Source organism: Silvimonas terrae (genome assembly GCF_014202765.1).
In the GTDB taxonomy this organism is placed as follows: Bacteria; Pseudomonadota; Gammaproteobacteria; order Burkholderiales; family Chitinibacteraceae; genus Silvimonas; species Silvimonas terrae.
Genome location: NZ_JACHHN010000011.1, coordinates 1 through 15,596 on the forward strand (window position 1 = coordinate 1; position 15,596 = coordinate 15,596).

General features: G+C 60.0%; 14 protein-coding genes. 6 read left to right on the forward strand and 8 right to left on the reverse strand.

Annotation, left to right across the window (positions count from 1 at the left end):
- Positions 1-131 precede the first annotated feature (131 nt).
- Both HNQ50_RS20140 and HNQ50_RS20145 read right to left on the reverse strand, forming a co-directional pair.
- Complete coding sequence (locus HNQ50_RS20140; protein ID WP_184103029.1) at positions 132-746, reverse strand: NAD(P)-dependent oxidoreductase; 615 nt, start codon at positions 744-746, stop codon at positions 132-134.
- A 107-nt stretch (positions 747-853) separates the two neighbouring features.
- The gene (locus tag HNQ50_RS20145) at positions 854-1,519 is read right to left on the reverse strand and encodes a TetR/AcrR family transcriptional regulator (protein ID WP_184103030.1); all 666 of its coding nucleotides are present in this window, start codon (positions 1,517-1,519) and stop codon (positions 854-856) included.
- Between the two features lie 310 nt (positions 1,520-1,829).
- Here HNQ50_RS20145 and HNQ50_RS20150 point away from each other — a divergent pair, with 310 nt between their 5' ends.
- Positions 1,830-2,528: a siderophore-interacting protein gene (locus HNQ50_RS20150; RefSeq protein ID WP_184103031.1), complete on the forward strand. Its 699-nt coding sequence runs from the start codon at positions 1,830-1,832 to the stop codon at positions 2,526-2,528.
- 131 nt (positions 2,529-2,659) lie between these two features.
- Here HNQ50_RS20150 and HNQ50_RS20155 read toward each other — a convergent pair whose 3' ends face one another.
- Positions 2,660-3,574 carry a LysR family transcriptional regulator gene (locus HNQ50_RS20155; protein ID WP_221303288.1) on the reverse strand — a complete coding sequence of 305 codons (915 nt, stop codon included), beginning with the start codon at positions 3,572-3,574 and terminating at the stop codon, positions 2,660-2,662.
- Positions 3,575-3,732: 158 nt separating this feature from the next.
- Here HNQ50_RS20155 and HNQ50_RS20160 point away from each other — a divergent pair, with 158 nt between their 5' ends.
- Positions 3,733-4,497 (forward strand): SDR family oxidoreductase, encoded by a 765-nt coding sequence (locus tag HNQ50_RS20160; RefSeq protein WP_184103032.1) that lies wholly within the window; start codon positions 3,733-3,735, stop codon positions 4,495-4,497.
- Between the two features lie 241 nt (positions 4,498-4,738).
- On the opposite strand, the gene HNQ50_RS20165 is transcribed toward HNQ50_RS20160, so the two are convergent.
- Positions 4,739-5,758, reverse strand: coding sequence for a GlxA family transcriptional regulator (locus HNQ50_RS20165; RefSeq protein ID WP_184103033.1), 1,020 nt, complete (start codon positions 5,756-5,758; stop codon positions 4,739-4,741).
- Between the two features lie 158 nt (positions 5,759-5,916).
- Here HNQ50_RS20165 and HNQ50_RS20170 point away from each other — a divergent pair, with 158 nt between their 5' ends.
- Positions 5,917-6,225, forward strand: coding sequence for a DUF1272 domain-containing protein (locus HNQ50_RS20170; protein WP_184103034.1), 309 nt, complete (start codon positions 5,917-5,919; stop codon positions 6,223-6,225).
- 62 nt (positions 6,226-6,287) lie between these two features.
- Here HNQ50_RS20170 and HNQ50_RS20175 read toward each other — a convergent pair whose 3' ends face one another.
- Positions 6,288-6,977, reverse strand: a complete 690-nt coding sequence (locus HNQ50_RS20175) for a PadR family transcriptional regulator (protein ID WP_184103035.1) — start codon at positions 6,975-6,977, stop codon at positions 6,288-6,290.
- Positions 6,978-7,315: 338 nt separating this feature from the next.
- Between HNQ50_RS20175 and HNQ50_RS20180 the strand changes: the two genes are divergently transcribed.
- The 3 genes from HNQ50_RS20180 to HNQ50_RS20190 all read left to right on the forward strand — a co-directional run bounded on the left by HNQ50_RS20180 (position 7,316) and on the right by HNQ50_RS20190 (position 12,048).
- Positions 7,316-9,889 (forward strand): hypothetical protein, encoded by a 2,574-nt coding sequence (locus HNQ50_RS20180; RefSeq protein ID WP_184103036.1) that lies wholly within the window; start codon positions 7,316-7,318, stop codon positions 9,887-9,889.
- 149 nt (positions 9,890-10,038) lie between these two features.
- Positions 10,039-10,962, forward strand: a complete 924-nt coding sequence (locus HNQ50_RS20185) for a 2-hydroxyacid dehydrogenase (RefSeq protein WP_184103037.1) — start codon at positions 10,039-10,041, stop codon at positions 10,960-10,962.
- A 99-nt stretch (positions 10,963-11,061) separates the two neighbouring features.
- Positions 11,062-12,048 (forward strand): 2-hydroxyacid dehydrogenase, encoded by a 987-nt coding sequence (locus HNQ50_RS20190; protein WP_184103038.1) that lies wholly within the window; start codon positions 11,062-11,064, stop codon positions 12,046-12,048.
- On the opposite strand, the gene HNQ50_RS20195 is transcribed toward HNQ50_RS20190, so the two are convergent.
- The 3 genes from HNQ50_RS20195 to HNQ50_RS20205 all read right to left on the reverse strand — a co-directional run bounded on the left by HNQ50_RS20195 (position 12,049) and on the right by HNQ50_RS20205 (position 15,428).
- Positions 12,049-13,227, reverse strand: coding sequence for a CmpA/NrtA family ABC transporter substrate-binding protein (locus HNQ50_RS20195; protein ID WP_184103039.1), 1,179 nt, complete (start codon positions 13,225-13,227; stop codon positions 12,049-12,051).
- 115 nt (positions 13,228-13,342) lie between these two features.
- Entirely contained in the window at positions 13,343-13,768 is a 426-nt protein-coding gene (locus HNQ50_RS20200) for an ANTAR domain-containing protein (RefSeq protein WP_184103040.1), read from the reverse strand.
- 307 nt (positions 13,769-14,075) lie between these two features.
- Positions 14,076-15,428: a cytochrome-c peroxidase gene (locus HNQ50_RS20205; RefSeq protein WP_184103041.1), complete on the reverse strand. Its 1,353-nt coding sequence runs from the start codon at positions 15,426-15,428 to the stop codon at positions 14,076-14,078.
- Positions 15,429-15,596: the final 168 nt, after the last annotated feature.

Here is a 15,596-nt window from a genome sequence, read left to right on the forward strand (position 1 = left end):
CTCACACCTCACACCTCACACCTCACACCTCACACCTCACACCTCACACCTCACACCTCACACCTCACACCTCACACCTCACACCTCACACCTCACACCTCACACCTCACACCTCACACCTCACACCTCAATCAATACCCCACCGTAAACCGGGTCTGCGTGTGCTGCGGGTTTTCCAGCTCATCCACCAGCGCAATCGCGTAGTCTTCCATCGAGATATGGCTGCGGCCGTGGCTGTCGGCCAGCAACTGGTCTTTGCCGATGCGAAACTTGCCGGTGCGCTCGCCCGGTGCAAATTCAGCCGGTGGCGAGATAAACGTCCACAACACGGCTTTTTCTGCGCGCAGGTCATCCAGGAATTGCTTGCCGGGCACGGCTTCAACCTTATAGGCCTCCGGGAAATTCGGGTCATCCAGCACGATCTTGCCTGGGGCAACTTCCAGGCTGGCTGCACCCCCCACCACCACGAGGCGCGGCACGGCAGCGTCTTTCACGGCTGCCAGCAGCGGCGCGGCCTTGAGCACGCTGAAATGCGCTGCACTGACCACCACGTCATGGCCCTTGATCAAGGGCGCGAGTTCTTCTGGCCGGGTGGCATCACCCTTGGCCAGCGAGACGCAGCCTTTGGGCGTGGGCGCATCTTGCGGGTTGCGCACAATGCCGGTCACGCTGTGACCACGGCGGCAGGCTTCTTCGGCAATGCGTGAGCCTGCGCGACCGGTAACGCCGATAATCGCAATTTTCATGGACGGGTTCCTTTTTGTGGGTAGATCAAAAACCCGGCGTGACTTGTGGCCCGCCGGGCTGATCCACTCAGTATATGCACCCGACGCGCGTTGTGCTGTCTTGCGCCTTACGTTTTGACTTCGATCAGTTCACCCGCCGCAACGGGGCGCGGGGTGACAGAAGAGGGAAACACCAGGTAGCCCATCACTGCATCGACAATGGCGCAGCGCAACTGGCATTGCGTGAAGTTGGGCGGCGGGTTGAGCACCGCGCTGTGCACCATGATTTCCACAATCTTCATGGTGCTCCACACCGCCAGATCCAGATCGCTGACCCTGATGGCGGACCGGTGTTCTTCAAACAACTGGCGCACGGCCAGCATCACCGCGCGGTAGCCGTCGTCATCGTCATGCGGGTCACACAGCAAATCTGCGTTTTCCAGCACCCGGTGCAGTTCCGGCTCCAGCAAATGGGCTTCATGCACCGCTTCGATCATGCATTCCACCGCTTCATGCAGGGTTTTGCCGGCCAGGTGATCCAGCGCATCCAGGATCAGCGTTTCCATTTGCAGCACATGCCGCTCATGCAGGGCGTTGATCAGGGCATCCTTGTTGGGAAAATACTGATACACCGAACCCACGCTCACGCCGGCACGTTCTGCGACCGCATTGGTGTTGGTGGCGGCATAACCGCGCTCGCTCAAAACGCGAGCCGTGGCTTGCAAAATGGTTTCCACCATCAGCTGTGATCGGGCCTGACGCGGCGATTTTCTTGGGTTTGCCGGTGCTTGCATGGTGGCTCCAGGACGCGAGTATGAAACGCGAGTAATTGCTCATAGAATGGCGCAGATTATACGAGTAAATACTCGTATTCAATACCGTGGGCATCCTGCCGTTTGTCTGGTGGTGTGTCACAGCAAGCTTGTTTGCCCCGTCTTTGACTTGTCATCATCATTTCTTTAGATATATCTTAAGACTTATATCGTAAGATATAAAAGGCCCGCAGAGGCCGCACTGAATACCGCAGCACCACAACAGCAAAAACAAGATCTGCAAAGGAAAAATCATGAGACGCAACAAGGCATCAGCCGCAGGAGATCGGGCATGAGCGTGATTGAAAGCATCAAGGCCCTGATCAAGGGCGAACGGATTGAGCGCGCCACCGTACTGCGCGCGACCACACTGGAAGGCGTGATCCGCCACGTGGTCCTGGCCGGGGACGGCATCCGCAGCATGACGGGCTACCAGCCGGGTATGGAAATCTCCGTGTTTGTCGATGGTCAGGGCATGCAGGTGCGCCGCAAATATTCGGTGTACCGCTTTGATCCGCAAAAAGGCGAGATCGAACTGTTGATCCACTTGCATGGGCAAGGGCCGGGTAGCGCGTGGGCACGGTTGCTGGAGCGCGGCGACAATGTGCGGTTTCGCGGCTTCTCTGGCCGCATTACGGTGGATTGGCAAGCTCAGGCGCACTGGTTCTTTGGCGATGCCACGACGCTGGCACCGTTTGCCGCCATTGCGGCGGCGGCCAACGGGCCGTGTGAAGGTGTGATTGATGGCGATGACCGCATCGGCCGGGTGATTGAGGCGCTGCAACTGCCGTTCTTGCAAATGGACAAGCGCAATGGTTCCTCTCGCCAGTCCGGCATTGCGCGCACCCTGGATTTACCCATGCCGACCACGATCTACCTGGCCGGCGCAGCCAGTACGGTGCGGGATGTCCAGAACGTATTGTTGAGCGAGCGCCAGTTTGAAACCGGCTGGATCCGGCGCAAGAACTTCTGGGGCGAGCACCGCCGTTAAGTGATACGGATTTTGATACGGATTTGCCCACAGAAACTGTGGATAAGTCTTGGGACAACGCTGATAAACCCCCGCCGCCAAGGAGAATTTCTGGCGGCGTTTTTTTTTGGGCAATACAACGTCATGCCCGCTTAGGCAGAGTGATCCCCAGAGTGATCCCAATAAGGCGGGTTGCCAAAGGCCTCACGCAGCCAGTCCGCCAGCGCGCGCAGTTTGGCGGATACACGCTGACCTTCCCGGTGGGCGATGTAGATGAACTCTTGCTCCGGCTCAATCCCGATATCCACGCTGACTAATTCGCCACGCTGCAACGCCTCACTGGCAATGAACTGTGGCAGCAGGGCGATACCCAGCCCGGCCACGGCCGCGTCACGCATCATGTCGCCATTGTTGAGCACCAGCCCGGCTTGACCATGCACGATGGTGGTGTTGCCCGCCGGCCCAAAGCGCCAGTCACCCGCCCCCCGGTTCAGATAGAAAATACCCCGATGGCCCTCCAGTTCTGCGGCTGTTGTGGGCTGGCCGTGCGCAGCCAGATACGCAGGCGCGGCGACCAGTACACGGCGGCTGCTGGCCAGTGTCCACGCCACCAGCCAGGAGTCCTGAATGGGTCCGTGACGGATGATGGCGTCAAACCCGTCAGAAAAAGCGTCTACGCGACGATCATTCAAATCCAGCGTGAGCCCGATTTCCGGATGCCTGGCCAGAAACGGGTAGAGCGCCGGGCCCAGATGCAGGCGGCCAAAGGTGACCGGCGCAGAGATGCGCAAAGGCCCGGCCAGCGTGCCATGGCGCTCAGCGATGACTGCGGTGGCTTCTTCCACCTCCCGGACGATGCGGATGGCCCGCTGCAAGAACTCCATGCCGTCTTCGGTGATCGTGATCTTGCGAGTGGTGCGCTGGAGCAGGCTGGTACCCAGTTCTTTTTCCAGTTCCACAATACGGTCGCTGACCACGGACCGTGAAATACGCAGTTTCAGTGCTGCCTCGCTCAAAGACTTGCACTCGGCAACGGTGACAAACGTGGCAATGCCATCTAACTTCATGATTGTTCGGTTTTTCCGGAAAGCAGATGCGGAAATTGAAGGCTACTCCGGCAGATAAGGCAAGACCATACTGCAGTCACACCTCCAGCCGGACCTGACCCAGGTTCTGTGGGGAAAACATCAAGACATCTTCATTGACACATTGACGGAGAAACATCATGGGACGTTTGCAAAACAAGGTAGCACTGGTGGTCGGTGCAAGTTCTGGTATTGGCCGGGAAACCGCAAAGCTGTTTGCCGCAGAAGGCGCCAAAGTGGTGATCGGGGCCCGCCGCGAGGATGAACTGGCCCGGCTGGTGGCAGAAATCCGCGCTGCCGGTGGTGAGGCCGTCAGCCTGGCGGGTGACGTGCGTTCGGAAGACTATGCCAAAGCGCTGGTGGCCACGGCCGTCGAAGCTTATGGCCGGCTGGATATCGCCTTCAATAACGCCGGTACGCTGGGTGAAGCCGGCCCGAGCACCGGTGTGAGCGCCGAGGGTTTTAGTGATGCGGTTGCCATTAACCTGACCGGTTCGTTCCTTGGGGCCAAGCATCAGATTGCGCAAATGCTCAAGAACGGTGGCGGCTCGGTGATTTTCACCTCCACCTTTGTCGGTTACAGCTCGTCTTTTCCGGGCGTGGCCGCTTATGCCGCCAGCAAATCCGGGCTGATTGGCCTGACCCAGACACTGGCGGCCGAGTTTGGCCCCAGCAATATCCGGGTAAACGCCATTTTACCGGGCGCGGTCGATACGGATATGTATCGCGAAATGAACGACAACCCGGAAAAAACCGCCTTCATCACCCAATTGCATGCGCTCAAGCGCGTCGCCAAGCCAGAAGAACTGGCCCGTTCGGTGCTGTATTTTGCCTCGGATGATTCCAGCTTTGTCTCGGGTACGGCTTCGTTGATTGATGGTGGTTTGTCGATCAACCGCACTTGAACGGCAGCGCCTCAAACGCGATGGCCCGGTCTTGAACCGGGCCATTTTTATGGGCGTTACCCGGCCATCAGGGCTGGCGCGGGGTTTGCGCTGCCCAGCGTGGATCGCAACGCACCGAGGCGAAAGACAAGCCTTCCAGCCAGGCGAGGAGGGCGATGATGCGACAGATGAAAACCAGCGACAGCATGTAGTGGCATCCAATGATGAAGAAGTGGTTTACGTATCTAGCAAACCACAGCCGTTATTTTGACATGATCCTGTTCGCACCAGGCAAAGACGGGATTGTTACCGCCCCGACCAACCGTTCAGCCGTGCGCCAGGCCGTGGGTGATAACGGCTCTACCTGCCGCCATGCCGCCCGGAAGGCTTGCGGACTGGCAAAACCACACCGTTCTGCCACGCGCTCTACCGGCCAGCGGCTGTCCCGCAACAGCTGACGTGCCAGACCCAACCGCAATTGCTGGTGATATTGCTTGAGCGGCACGCCACAGGCTTGCTGGAACAAGCGCGCCAGATGGCGATAGCTGACCGCAAAACGGCGGGCCAGATCGTCATAGGGCTGATCAAAAGCCGGTTGATCTGCCAGAAAATCCTGCACCTGGTGGATGAGGGCATGCTGGTGGTTGCGATATTGCAATTGGGCATCCAGCGCCGGATCTTTTTCCAGTCGCCGGAACGGCACCAGATTGTCGCGGGCAATGCGAATGGCTATGCCTGCGCCAAACTGCTGCGCCAGCAAATGCAAAGCCAGATCAATGCCGGCAGAGACGCCAGCGCTGGTCAGCAGCGGGCCATCCTCAACCAGCATGCGTTCTGCCAGCACTCGTGCTGTTGGGCAAAGCCGTTGCAGGCGGGTCAGATGACTGTGATGGGTAGTGCAACTGCGGCCATCCAGCAACCCGGCCGCGCCGAGGAAAAACGCGCCGGTACACACGCTGGCAAGGCGAATCTCCGGCAAGGCGGGGGTAGCTACCTCTCGCAACCAGCGGACGATCTGCGCATTGGCGCTTTGCTCCTGACTGTCAGGGTGTTGTTTGCTACCCACGACGATGACCACGTCGCCCGTCCGTAATTGCCCCGGCAAGGGCTGGAGTGGTCCCAGGCCCACGCCTTGAAAACTGGGGGTTTCACGTGCTGCGCCGACATAAACCAATGGCAAGGGCGCAATCCCCATTTCTGGTACGGTCGCCAGCATCTGCGCGGGGCCGGCCAGGTCCAGTAAATGGGCCTGCGGCGGGATCACAAAGAGAACGCGTTGCATGCGCGGCTTTACCCGGAAATGGATGCCTGGATACTCATCTTGCCATGACATAACGGATGGCATGAATTTTTCTGTTTATGGCAGAACCCGCATTTAACACAGATTTATCTGTTGGATAACATGGCAACAGTTTTTCCTTTTTTGCCACGGAGTGAACCATGCTCGAACTCAGACCCGGTTGCGAACATTGCGACAAACCACTGCCTCCCGATGCGCTGGATGCCCGCATCTGCTCTTATGAATGCACCTTCTGCGCAGAGTGCGTGCAAAACATACTCAACAATGTGTGCCCGAATTGCGGCGGCGGGTTCACCCCCCGCCCGGTACGGCCCGCACGTAACTGGAAAGATAACAATTTCCTCGGCCAGGACCCGGCCAGCGCGGTGCGCCGCTACAAACCGGTAGACCCGGCTGCGCATGCACGGTTTGCCGAACCCATTGCCACGATCGCACCGGAACATCGCTAGGCGCCGGCCAGAAAAAAAGCCACCGTAATGGTGGCTTTTTGGTTTGCGAGACAGGGGCCAGTTTACTTGCCGCCGGCCTCAATCTGCCGCGCGGCTTCGGCCAGAATGCTGGCAATACGGCGTTGCTCTTCCTCACCCGCACCGACATGCGCACGGATGGCGGATTTGAGCGCGCTGCGGGCCTGGTTGAGTTCCTTGATGAAGCGGCCGCCGTCGTCTTCCACGCTCATGCCAAAGCGGCTGGCATGCATATCCAGTTTTTCACCGAATACTTCACGGATACGGTCCATCTTGTCGCCAATGGCGGTCAGGCGGCCCAGGATGGCTTCGACGCGATCGCGGTTTTCATTGAGCCAGGTGCGGCCTTCTTCCGTGATGTTGTACTGCTTTTTGTTGCCGTCTTGCACCACGCTGGCCTGGCCTGTTTCTTCCAGATACGTCAGGGCAGGGTAGACCATGCCGGGGCTGGGGGCATAAAAACCGTTGGTACGTTCTTCCAGGGCTTTGATGACTTCGTAACCGTGGCAGGGTTTTTCTTCCAGCAGGCTCAGAATGATCAGTTGCAGGTCGCCAGAAGAGAGCTTGCGGCCAGCGCGAAAATCGCGGCCACCGCCTTCATCATCCGCGCCGCCAAAACGGCCAAAGCCACGACCATGACCATGGCCGCGCCGGCCGATCATGTGCAGCATGTCTTCGCGGCATTCGTGATGCCGATGGTGGTGTTCGCGCAGTTTGTCAAAAAAATGGCGCATGGGTTTTTCCTTTGTAGAAATTGCTGGTTTTGTTGAGGTGCAGCGTCTTTGCACTGTCACCTATATCTTACGATATGTGTCTTAAGATATATTTTACGAAATATCAAGTCAAGCCTTTCTACGACAAACGGCGACAGCCCAAGCTCATCCCATCACCTTCAGCCGGTTTGGCGGGCGGCCGGTCTGGCCGGAAATTTCTCACATAAAAGCGTGTACTTATGCCGCCCGCCTGGTGAAGCAGCCGCGCGTGCGCTAAAACCAGTGCTATGACCCGCAATACCACAGCGTCGGCGGTCTACACCTGAGGACAGCACGACGGTTTCCCAAAAGGATGGAATATGCTCCAGAAATTGTGGCGATCCCTGGCGATTTTGCTGGCGGTGCTGGCGTTGCCAGCCTACGCGGCCAGTGTCAACAACGCCCCCTGGCCACATCACTTTACGGTGGATGGCACGCCGGTCACGTTTTACCAGCCACAGCTTGATAACTGGTCTGGCGATACCTTGAGCGGGCGCCTCGCCATCTCTGTCAAAAAGGGCTCCGCGACTGCGCCGGATGGCAAGAAAAAAGACATTCTGGCCTATGGGGTGGGCTGGTTTTCTGCCCGCACGGAAACCGACAAACAAGCCCGCACGGTGACCTTGCATAATGTGACGCTGGACAAAGTCAGCTTCCCGACTGATACCGCCAACCAGAGCCGTTATCTGGCGCTGGCGCGCAAAGCCATCCCGCAAAAGCCGTTTGTATCCAGTCTGGATCAACTGGAGGCCACGCTGGCCATTAACCATGCGGATGCTGCGCAGGCCAGTGTGGAGGTCAATAACGCGCCGCCGCAGATTATTTTCTCGTTTGAACCGGCGTTGCTGGTGCTGGTGGATGGCTCACCTTCCGTCAAACCCACGGCCGCCGCTGGGGTCAGCCGGGTGATCAATACGCGTTCTTTGCTGCTGATTGATGACGGGACGTGGTATCTGCGCTTTGCCGGCAAATGGGTGAAAGCGTCTGCCCTGACCGGGCCGTGGACCCCGGCCACCAGCGTGCCGGCCGGGCTGGATCAGGCCATGCAGCAAGCCATTGCCGCCAAACAGGTGGATGTGATGGACAAACCCAGTGACGAGATGAAAAAAGCACTGGCGGCGGGGAAGTACCCGGCCATCTACACCGCCACCAGCCCCACCGAACTGATCATGGTCGATGGCGAGCCCCAATTTGCGCCGCTGGCGGGCACCAACCTGGCGTACGTAGTGAACACAGCCGGCGATGTGTTTGTGGATGCCGAGGCCGAGAACGCCTGGTATGTGTTGTTGTCCGGCCGCTGGTTCACCGCGTCTTCGACCAAAGGGCCATGGACGTATGTGCCGGGCGACAAACTGCCCGCCGGCTTTGCCAAAATCGCCTCAGACAGCCCCAAGAGCGCGGTGCTGGCATCGATCCCGGGTACGCCGGAAGCACGTGAATCGCTGATTGCCAATTCGATTCCGCAAACCGCGACCGTTCAGGTCAGTCAGGCGCAATTGCACGTGCAGTACGATGGCAATCAAGCTCAGTTCAAGCCGATTGAAGGCACGGTGCTGAACTACGCCTGGAACACCGCCACGCCCGTGATTCAGGTGGCACCCACGCAGTATTACGCGGTGCAGAACGGGGTCTGGTTCAGTGCCACATCCGCCCTCGGGCCGTGGGCGGTGGCCACGCTGGTGCCGGCGGTGATTTACACCATCCCCGCCAACTCCCCGTTGCATTACGTCACCTACGTACACGTATACGGCCACACCGATACTGTGGTTTACGTGGGCTATACACCGGGTTATTACGGCACGGTGGTTACCAATGGCGTGGTGGTTTATGGCACGGGTTACACCTGCAATGCCTGGATTGGCGATGTCTGGTATGCCTGCCCCAGCACGTATGGCTACAACGTGGCGTTTGGCTATGACGCCTACGCCGGCTGGACTTTTGGTTTTGTCGCTGGCTGGGCGTGGGCATCGGCCTGGTATGGTCCGTATTGGGGACCATGGTATGGCTGGTATGGGCCTAACCCATGGTACTGGGGGCCGTCTGTGGCGGTGGGCAATGTCTATGGGCGCTGGGGCAACACCGTGGCCCAGGGCGTGCGGGCGGACTGGTACAACCCGTGGACCGGCAACAGTGGTACCGGCGTGCGCGGCAGTTTCTACAACGAGGCCACTGGCGGCCATGGCTATGGCTATGCGGCGCGCAATTACAACCAGTACACCGGCGTAACATCCGGCGTCGCTGGTGGTGTGCGTTATAACCCGGAAACCGGCCGCGCTGTAGCCGGGCAGGGTGGTGCAGCTTATAACCCCAACACCGGCAATGCCGCTGCCGGCGGGCAACGCACCAGCGTCAACACCGACACTGGCCGGGTGACCCATAGTGCCGGCGGAGCGACCCGCACCGATCAGGGCGCAACCGCCGCGGGCGGCTTTAATAGCAAAGGGGCTGCAGGCGATGTCAGCGGCAAGGGTTATGTGCATTACGACGCCAGCACAGGCCAGGTGACCCACGGCGGGGTGGTCAATTCTGGCGGCAACGTTTATGCGGGCAAGGACGGCAATGTCTACCGCTACGAACAGGGCCAGGGCTGGCAGCAAGTGCAACCCGACGGCCAGTTCAAGAACGTGCCCAAACCATCGGCGGAATCGGGGGTGACCACTGACCAACTGGCCCGCCAGCGTGGCACGGAACGCACGCTTGATCGCAGCGGTGTTTCACCAGCGGCCCAGGGCAATGGCAATCTGTCTGGCGCTACCCGTCAGAACCTGCAGGGTGCGGGCGAGCGTATGCAGAGCCAGAATGCAGGGCGGGCCCAGAATATGCGCAGTTTTGACCGTGGCAGCTACGGTGGCGGGTTTCAGGGGCATATGGGCGGCTTTCGCCGCTTCCGCTAGCAAGGGTTGAAGACACGTTGATCCTGGTTCGCTCCGGTAACGGAGCGTCGTCTCAAGGCCTGCACCTGGTGCAGGCCTTTTTTTGTTCGTGTCACGGCGGGCATGGCATAGTCTTTGTATTGTCTGTTCGTTCCCACCCCATATACCCGATGATTTATATCCATACCCCCAGCGATAACGCGCTCTGGCTTGACCTGTTTGGCAAAGCCCTGCCGGATGCAGTCATCACCGCGCATCCGCACGCGGTAGATGACACCGCCGTCACCACCCTGATCACCTGGCGCGCGCCAGAAGGGTTGTTTGCGCGTTTTCCCAACTTGCAGCACGTCTTTGCCCTTGGTGCAGGCATAGACCGGTTTCTGGACCGGCCAGACCTGCCTGCGCACGTCAACCTGTACCGGCTGACCGACGCCGGCATGGCACAACAGATGATCGAGTACGTGCTGTTTGGCGTATTGCGGTTCCAGCGCAATATGGATGGCTACCTGCGCCAGCAACAGCAGGCCCTGTGGCAGGGGTTGCCGCAGCGGGCCGCCGCCGAGATGCGTATCAGCGTGCTGGGGATGGGTGAGTTGGGTACGCAAGTGGCCCAGGCGTTGGGGCGTCTGGGTTATCCGGTCACGGGCTGGAGCCGCTCTGCCAAAGTGGTCGAGAACGTGCCGTGCGTTCATGGGTTGCCAGCGCTGGACGAGCTGTTGCGTCAAACCGATGTGCTGGTCTGCTTGCTACCGGCCACCCCGCAAACCCGGCAATTGCTGAACGAAGCACGGCTTACCCTTTTGCCGGCCGGCGCGGCCATCATCAACGCCGGGCGAGGAGATCTGATAGATCTGGACGCCTTGCTGGCGCTGCTCGATAGCGGCCAGTTACAGGGTGCCCAGCTAGATGTTTTCCCCGCCGAGCCATTGCCAACCGGGCACCGGGCCTGGACGCACCCGGCGCTGTTCATCACGCCGCACGTGGCAGCCAATACCTTGATTGGGCCATCCGTGGCGCAGATCGCCGCGCGGATCAAGGCGCTACAACGTGGCGAGACGGTGGATGGTCTGGTCGATCGGGCGCGTGCGTATTAATGCGTTCTCTGACACACTGCAATAATCTCATTTGCAACAATATCCACGCATAAAAACAAACCAGAGCGCACAGCGCCGCCCATTTCACAGGAGTGCCGTATGAAACCCGTTGTCGTACTCGCCAGCCCCGTCCCGGATGATGTGCTGCAACAGCTTGAGGCGCAGAGCCAGTTGCGCCGCTTTGATGCGCCCCGCGCCAAAGCGGATCTGGCTGCTTTTCACGCCGCCCTGGCTGATGCCGAAGGCTTGATCGGTGTGGGCCTGAAGATTGACGCTGCCTTCCTGGCGCACGCCCCGAAACTGAAGGTGGTTTCAACCATTTCTGCCGGTTACGACACCATCAAGGTTGATGACCTGACCGCACGCGGCGTGGCCTTGTTCAATACCTCAGGCGCGCTGGCCGGTACCACCGCAGATACCGCACTGGCGCTGATGCTGGCGGTGGCGCGGCGGGTGGTTGAGCTGGATCGCTGGGTGCGTGATGGCCACTGGCGGCAGAACTTGCCCGCTGAGTTTTTTGGCGTGGATGTGCAGGGCAAAACCCTGGGGATTATCGGCATGGGGAGCATCGGCGCCGAAGTAGCCCGACGCGGCGCGCTGGGCTTTGGCATGCGCGTGCTCTACACCAAACGCACGCCGCATCCGCAGGCAGAGCAAGCCTTTGGCGCACGCCGGTGCGAGCTGGATGAACTGTTGAGCCAGTCTGATTTTGTCTGCGTCACCGTGCCGCTGACCCCGCAGACCCGCAACCTTTTAGGCGCGGCCGAGATGGCGCGCATGAAGCCCAAAGCCATTCTGATCAACATTGCGCGCGGCGGGATTATTGATGAGGCCGCACTGGCTGCGGCACTGGCATCCGGTCATCTGGCCGGTGCCGGGCTGGATGTGTTTGAAACCGAACCGGTACTGGCAGACAACCCCTTGCTCCAGCTCGCCAACGTGGTGGCCTTGCCGCACATTGGCTCGGCCACGCAAGAAACGCGCCATGCCATGGCGGTGAGTGCCGGGCAAAACCTGCTGCGTGCGCTGGCGGGAGAGCCTGATCTGGCCAACGCCGTCAATCCGGGGGTGTTTGGCGCGGCTTGATTACGGGCGTGGCCCGGTGACCGGGCTGCGCTCCCGTACAGAGAATGAACTGGCATACCCTTCCGGGTTAATGCCGTTCCACGGTTGCCCATCCATCAAGATGCTGGTGCGATAGGCGTCTGGCGGCACGGCCACGCCGGCCTCGCCAGCAGCTTCGGCAAATAGCGCCGTCTGGTTGACGGCTTTGACCACGGTGACATTGCTGGCCGGTTCCTGGGTCATGCCCCAGCGCTTGAATTGGGACAGAAACCACAAGCCATCCGACAACCACGGGTAGTTGACTTCGCCGCCCGCAAAAAAGCGGATAGGGCGGGCGGGCTGGCGCAGTGGTGCTTTGCCATAGTCCCCCAGCAAGCGGGCCAGGATCAGGTGTTCGGGCTGGCCAATGACCTCCGGTGTGGCCAGCCACGGCGCGGCCAGCGGGCGCAGCGCCGGGTCATCCAGCCATTGGCAGGCCTCAAGCAGGATGCGGATCAAGGCCCGCGCGGCATCCGGATGTTGTTTGACAAAATCCAGGCGGCAAGTCAGGGCTTTTTCCGGATGATCGGGCCAGATTTCGCTGCTGGTCACCACCGTCGTACCGTGATGACTGTTACTGGCCAGTGTGCTCCAGGGCTCGCCCGCGCAATATCCATCCAGCTCACCCCGGGCAAGGGATTCCGCCATTTGCGTGGGGGGCACGGTGACACTACGCACATCATTGAGTGGGTGGATACCTTGCGCGGCCAGCCAGTAAAACAGCCAGAGCGCGTGCGTGCCAGTGGGGAAGGTATGCGCGAACACACGCCGGCGCGGGGTGTCCACCAGCTTCATGCGCAACGAACTACCGGCCATGACGGCATCGGCCAGCGCGTTGGAGAGTGTGATTGCCTGGCCGTTCTGGCTGAGCGTCATCAGCACGGCCATATCGGCCTGCTGGCCGCCCAGCCCAAGCTGAATGCCATAGGCCATGCCGTGCAACATTTGCGCGGCGTCCAGTTCACCACGCAACAGTTTGTCGCGCAGGGCAGACCAGGAGGGCTGGCGGCATAACTCCAGCGTCATGCCGTATTGCTCGGCCAGGCGCAAACGCTGGGCGACAACCAGCGGCGCGCACTCGGCCTGGGCGACGTAGCCCAGTCTGAGATGCGTTTTGGAAGAAGACGGCGTTAAACGCCCGGCGCTGGCAGTGGTTGGCATGGAAAAAGCAGCAAGCAAGGCAACACTGCGTTCAGAGGTGAAAAACGGGGTTGGTACGTCCCCCCGACCATTGTAAGCGCCGCTGTGTGTCAACCGGGCTGTCTGTTCTGCCAGGTTAGCGCAGGCTAACCTGTACCGGCCGCTCGCTGACAGGGACGCGCACCGCCGGGCGGGTAGTGGTCAGCCGGGCCACAATCAGTGCCAGGACTGGCGCAATGGCGGCGGTGGTGGCGTTATGCGATCCATACACCGACACGCCCAAGGCCAGGGCTGCCGCCAGCAAACGCTGGTCAGCGTCAGACTCACCCATCTGCACGGTGCGCGGGGCGTTGCGGTTCATGACCGCCATTTGCTCCAGCGTATCGCGCAGGGGGGATTCAGCATCGACCAGCACCAGGTCTGGGGACTGGCCTTCAACAAGGCGGGCCAGTGCGGGGGCGGTGGCGGCATCGGGCAGCAGCGTATGGCCGCGTTTACCCAAGGACTGGCGCAGCTCGCCCAGTGCTTTCTCGGTATCAGTTACCAGAAGAATACGTAGCATGGCTTTGGCTTCATCAAAGGGACACTCAGGCAAATGCAAGAAGCATGCCGGCTATGTGGCATTGCAACATAAGCGGCATGGCTTTGATAAGTAAGGAGTTTTGCTGATCAGTAAAACACCTGACAGGGTTTCATGCCCCTTTATGGCGCAATCTGCGCCGTTTTGGGGTGTCTGCGGGGGATAACGGCCGATAACCGGCGCGGGTTTGCCTTGTTTTGAGGCCGGCAGCGGTGATTTGCCGTCTGGCTGGGGCAAGCGGTGATGTGGGAACAAGCGCCGCCCAGCCGGGGCCGGGCGGCGTTTTAGCTTACTTTACCGCCGTTTTGACCTTGCCCCCTTGCTGGATCGGGTCGGTATACCCATCGGTCAGGGTCTTCATAAAGGCGACGACGTCCCGGATATCCGCTTCAGACATGGCGGGCTTCTGGCCCGGCTTGCGGCCAAATGGCGGTTCCTGATTCAGGTTGGCGGTGTATTGCCGGGGTAGATCGTTGGGGGCGATCACCTTGCCGTCCTTGCCGCGCGGATACCACTTGCCCGGGTTGGTATCGCGTTCGTTATAAAAGCGCACCACTTGTTCCAGCGTGATGAACTGGCCGTTGTGCATGAACACTTTGCGGGTGGCGACATTGCGTATCGATGGCGTGCGGAACAAGCCGCAGAACTCGCCCCGGCCTTTCAGATCGGTGCGGTCCGGGCCGCAGGCGCCCATGTCAAAGTGGGCTGCGTCGGCATTGGCCGGAATATGCATATTGCGCGGCACACCCAGCGCAATCAGGCCAAAGTCGCTGAAATTGGGAAAGCCGCCGCTCTCGCTGATGGCGCTGATGTGGCAACTGGCGCAATTGCCCTTGTCTTCATCGTTAAAGACGTCCAGACCGCGTAACTCCTGCGCGCTGAGCTTGGCCTGGTGGCGCAGATAAGCGTCGTACTTGCTGCTGTAGGGGTAGAACTCGGCCGGGGTTTCCTGGAAGACTTCCAGCGCCATCGTCGCCCATTTGAAGGCGTTTTCCGGGTCTTTGAAGATATCGTCGCCAAACACCTTTTTGAACTGGCTGGCGTAGGGCGCTTTGGCTACTTTGCTGGCGACATCGGCCGGCGAGGTGTTCGCCATTTCGTTCACAGCCAGGAGCGGAATACGGGCTTGCTCATGCACGGTGCGGGCGCGGCCATCCCAATTATGGCCGCCGGTGGGGCCGGCATCCACGCTGTCGTCGCCATCATCGTCAAAGAAATGCTCGGAAAAATTGGGCACGTTTTGCAGATAACGCAAAGAGGGCACGGCGCGTGTCCCGGCCAGATTGCCGTCTTTGCCACCCATTTGCACGGGCAGGGCATTGGCCGGGCCATAGGCATGATCCGGGCTGTGACAGGTGGCGCAAGACACCTTGCCCGAGCCCGAGAGCGAGACATCGTAAAACATCAGTTTGCCCAGTGCTGCCATGTCTGCGGCCTTGGGTTGCTGTTTGAGCGTGGGCGCGTAATCGGCTTTTTTCCAGGCCGGTTGCGATGCGGCAGCGGGTTGGGCCGCTGTGCTGGCCACGCTGTCTTTACAGCCATACAGCGCGCCCAGGGTGAGCACGGCACCAGCCACGAACAGCGGATAGTACACACCGGTACGCTGTTGGCGGATGGGGGGAAAGCGGAATTTGCTGAACATGGACAGCCCTGCGGTTGACTTTATAGGTGTAGGAAATCAACGGAACCAGTTGGGAATGGTTCTCGAACAGCCAGGGAGTCTAAGACCCGCTCATTACGGATCAGTGACAAGTTTGTGTAAACGGGGACAGAAGCAAAGAAATGTTTAGCTACGCTGCAATATTTATCT

Excerpts from the sequence above, each read along its gene's own strand:
- HNQ50_RS20160 (WP_184103032.1), top strand. The coding sequence starts at position 3,733 with ATGGGACGTTTGCAAAACAAGGTAGCACTGGTGGTCGGTGCAAGTTCT.
- HNQ50_RS20155 (WP_221303288.1), bottom strand. The coding sequence starts at position 3,574 with ATGAAGTTAGATGGCATTGCCACGTTTGTCACCGTTGCCGAGTGCAAG.
- HNQ50_RS20180 (WP_184103036.1), top strand. The coding sequence starts at position 7,316 with ATGCTCCAGAAATTGTGGCGATCCCTGGCGATTTTGCTGGCGGTGCTG.
- HNQ50_RS20140 (WP_184103029.1), bottom strand. The coding sequence starts at position 746 with ATGAAAATTGCGATTATCGGCGTTACCGGTCGCGCAGGCTCACGCATT.
- HNQ50_RS20150 (WP_184103031.1), top strand. The coding sequence starts at position 1,830 with ATGAGCGTGATTGAAAGCATCAAGGCCCTGATCAAGGGCGAACGGATT.
- HNQ50_RS20185 (WP_184103037.1), top strand. The coding sequence starts at position 10,039 with ATGATTTATATCCATACCCCCAGCGATAACGCGCTCTGGCTTGACCTG.
- HNQ50_RS20205 (WP_184103041.1), bottom strand. The coding sequence starts at position 15,428 with ATGTTCAGCAAATTCCGCTTTCCCCCCATCCGCCAACAGCGTACCGGT.
- HNQ50_RS20170 (WP_184103034.1), top strand. The coding sequence starts at position 5,917 with ATGCTCGAACTCAGACCCGGTTGCGAACATTGCGACAAACCACTGCCT.
- HNQ50_RS20165 (WP_184103033.1), bottom strand. The coding sequence starts at position 5,758 with ATGCAACGCGTTCTCTTTGTGATCCCGCCGCAGGCCCATTTACTGGAC.
- HNQ50_RS20175 (WP_184103035.1), bottom strand. The coding sequence starts at position 6,977 with ATGCGCCATTTTTTTGACAAACTGCGCGAACACCACCATCGGCATCAC.
- HNQ50_RS20190 (WP_184103038.1), top strand. The coding sequence starts at position 11,062 with ATGAAACCCGTTGTCGTACTCGCCAGCCCCGTCCCGGATGATGTGCTG.
- HNQ50_RS20200 (WP_184103040.1), bottom strand. The coding sequence starts at position 13,768 with ATGCTACGTATTCTTCTGGTAACTGATACCGAGAAAGCACTGGGCGAG.
- HNQ50_RS20145 (WP_184103030.1), bottom strand. The coding sequence starts at position 1,519 with ATGCAAGCACCGGCAAACCCAAGAAAATCGCCGCGTCAGGCCCGATCA.
- HNQ50_RS20195 (WP_184103039.1), bottom strand. The coding sequence starts at position 13,227 with ATGCCAACCACTGCCAGCGCCGGGCGTTTAACGCCGTCTTCTTCCAAA.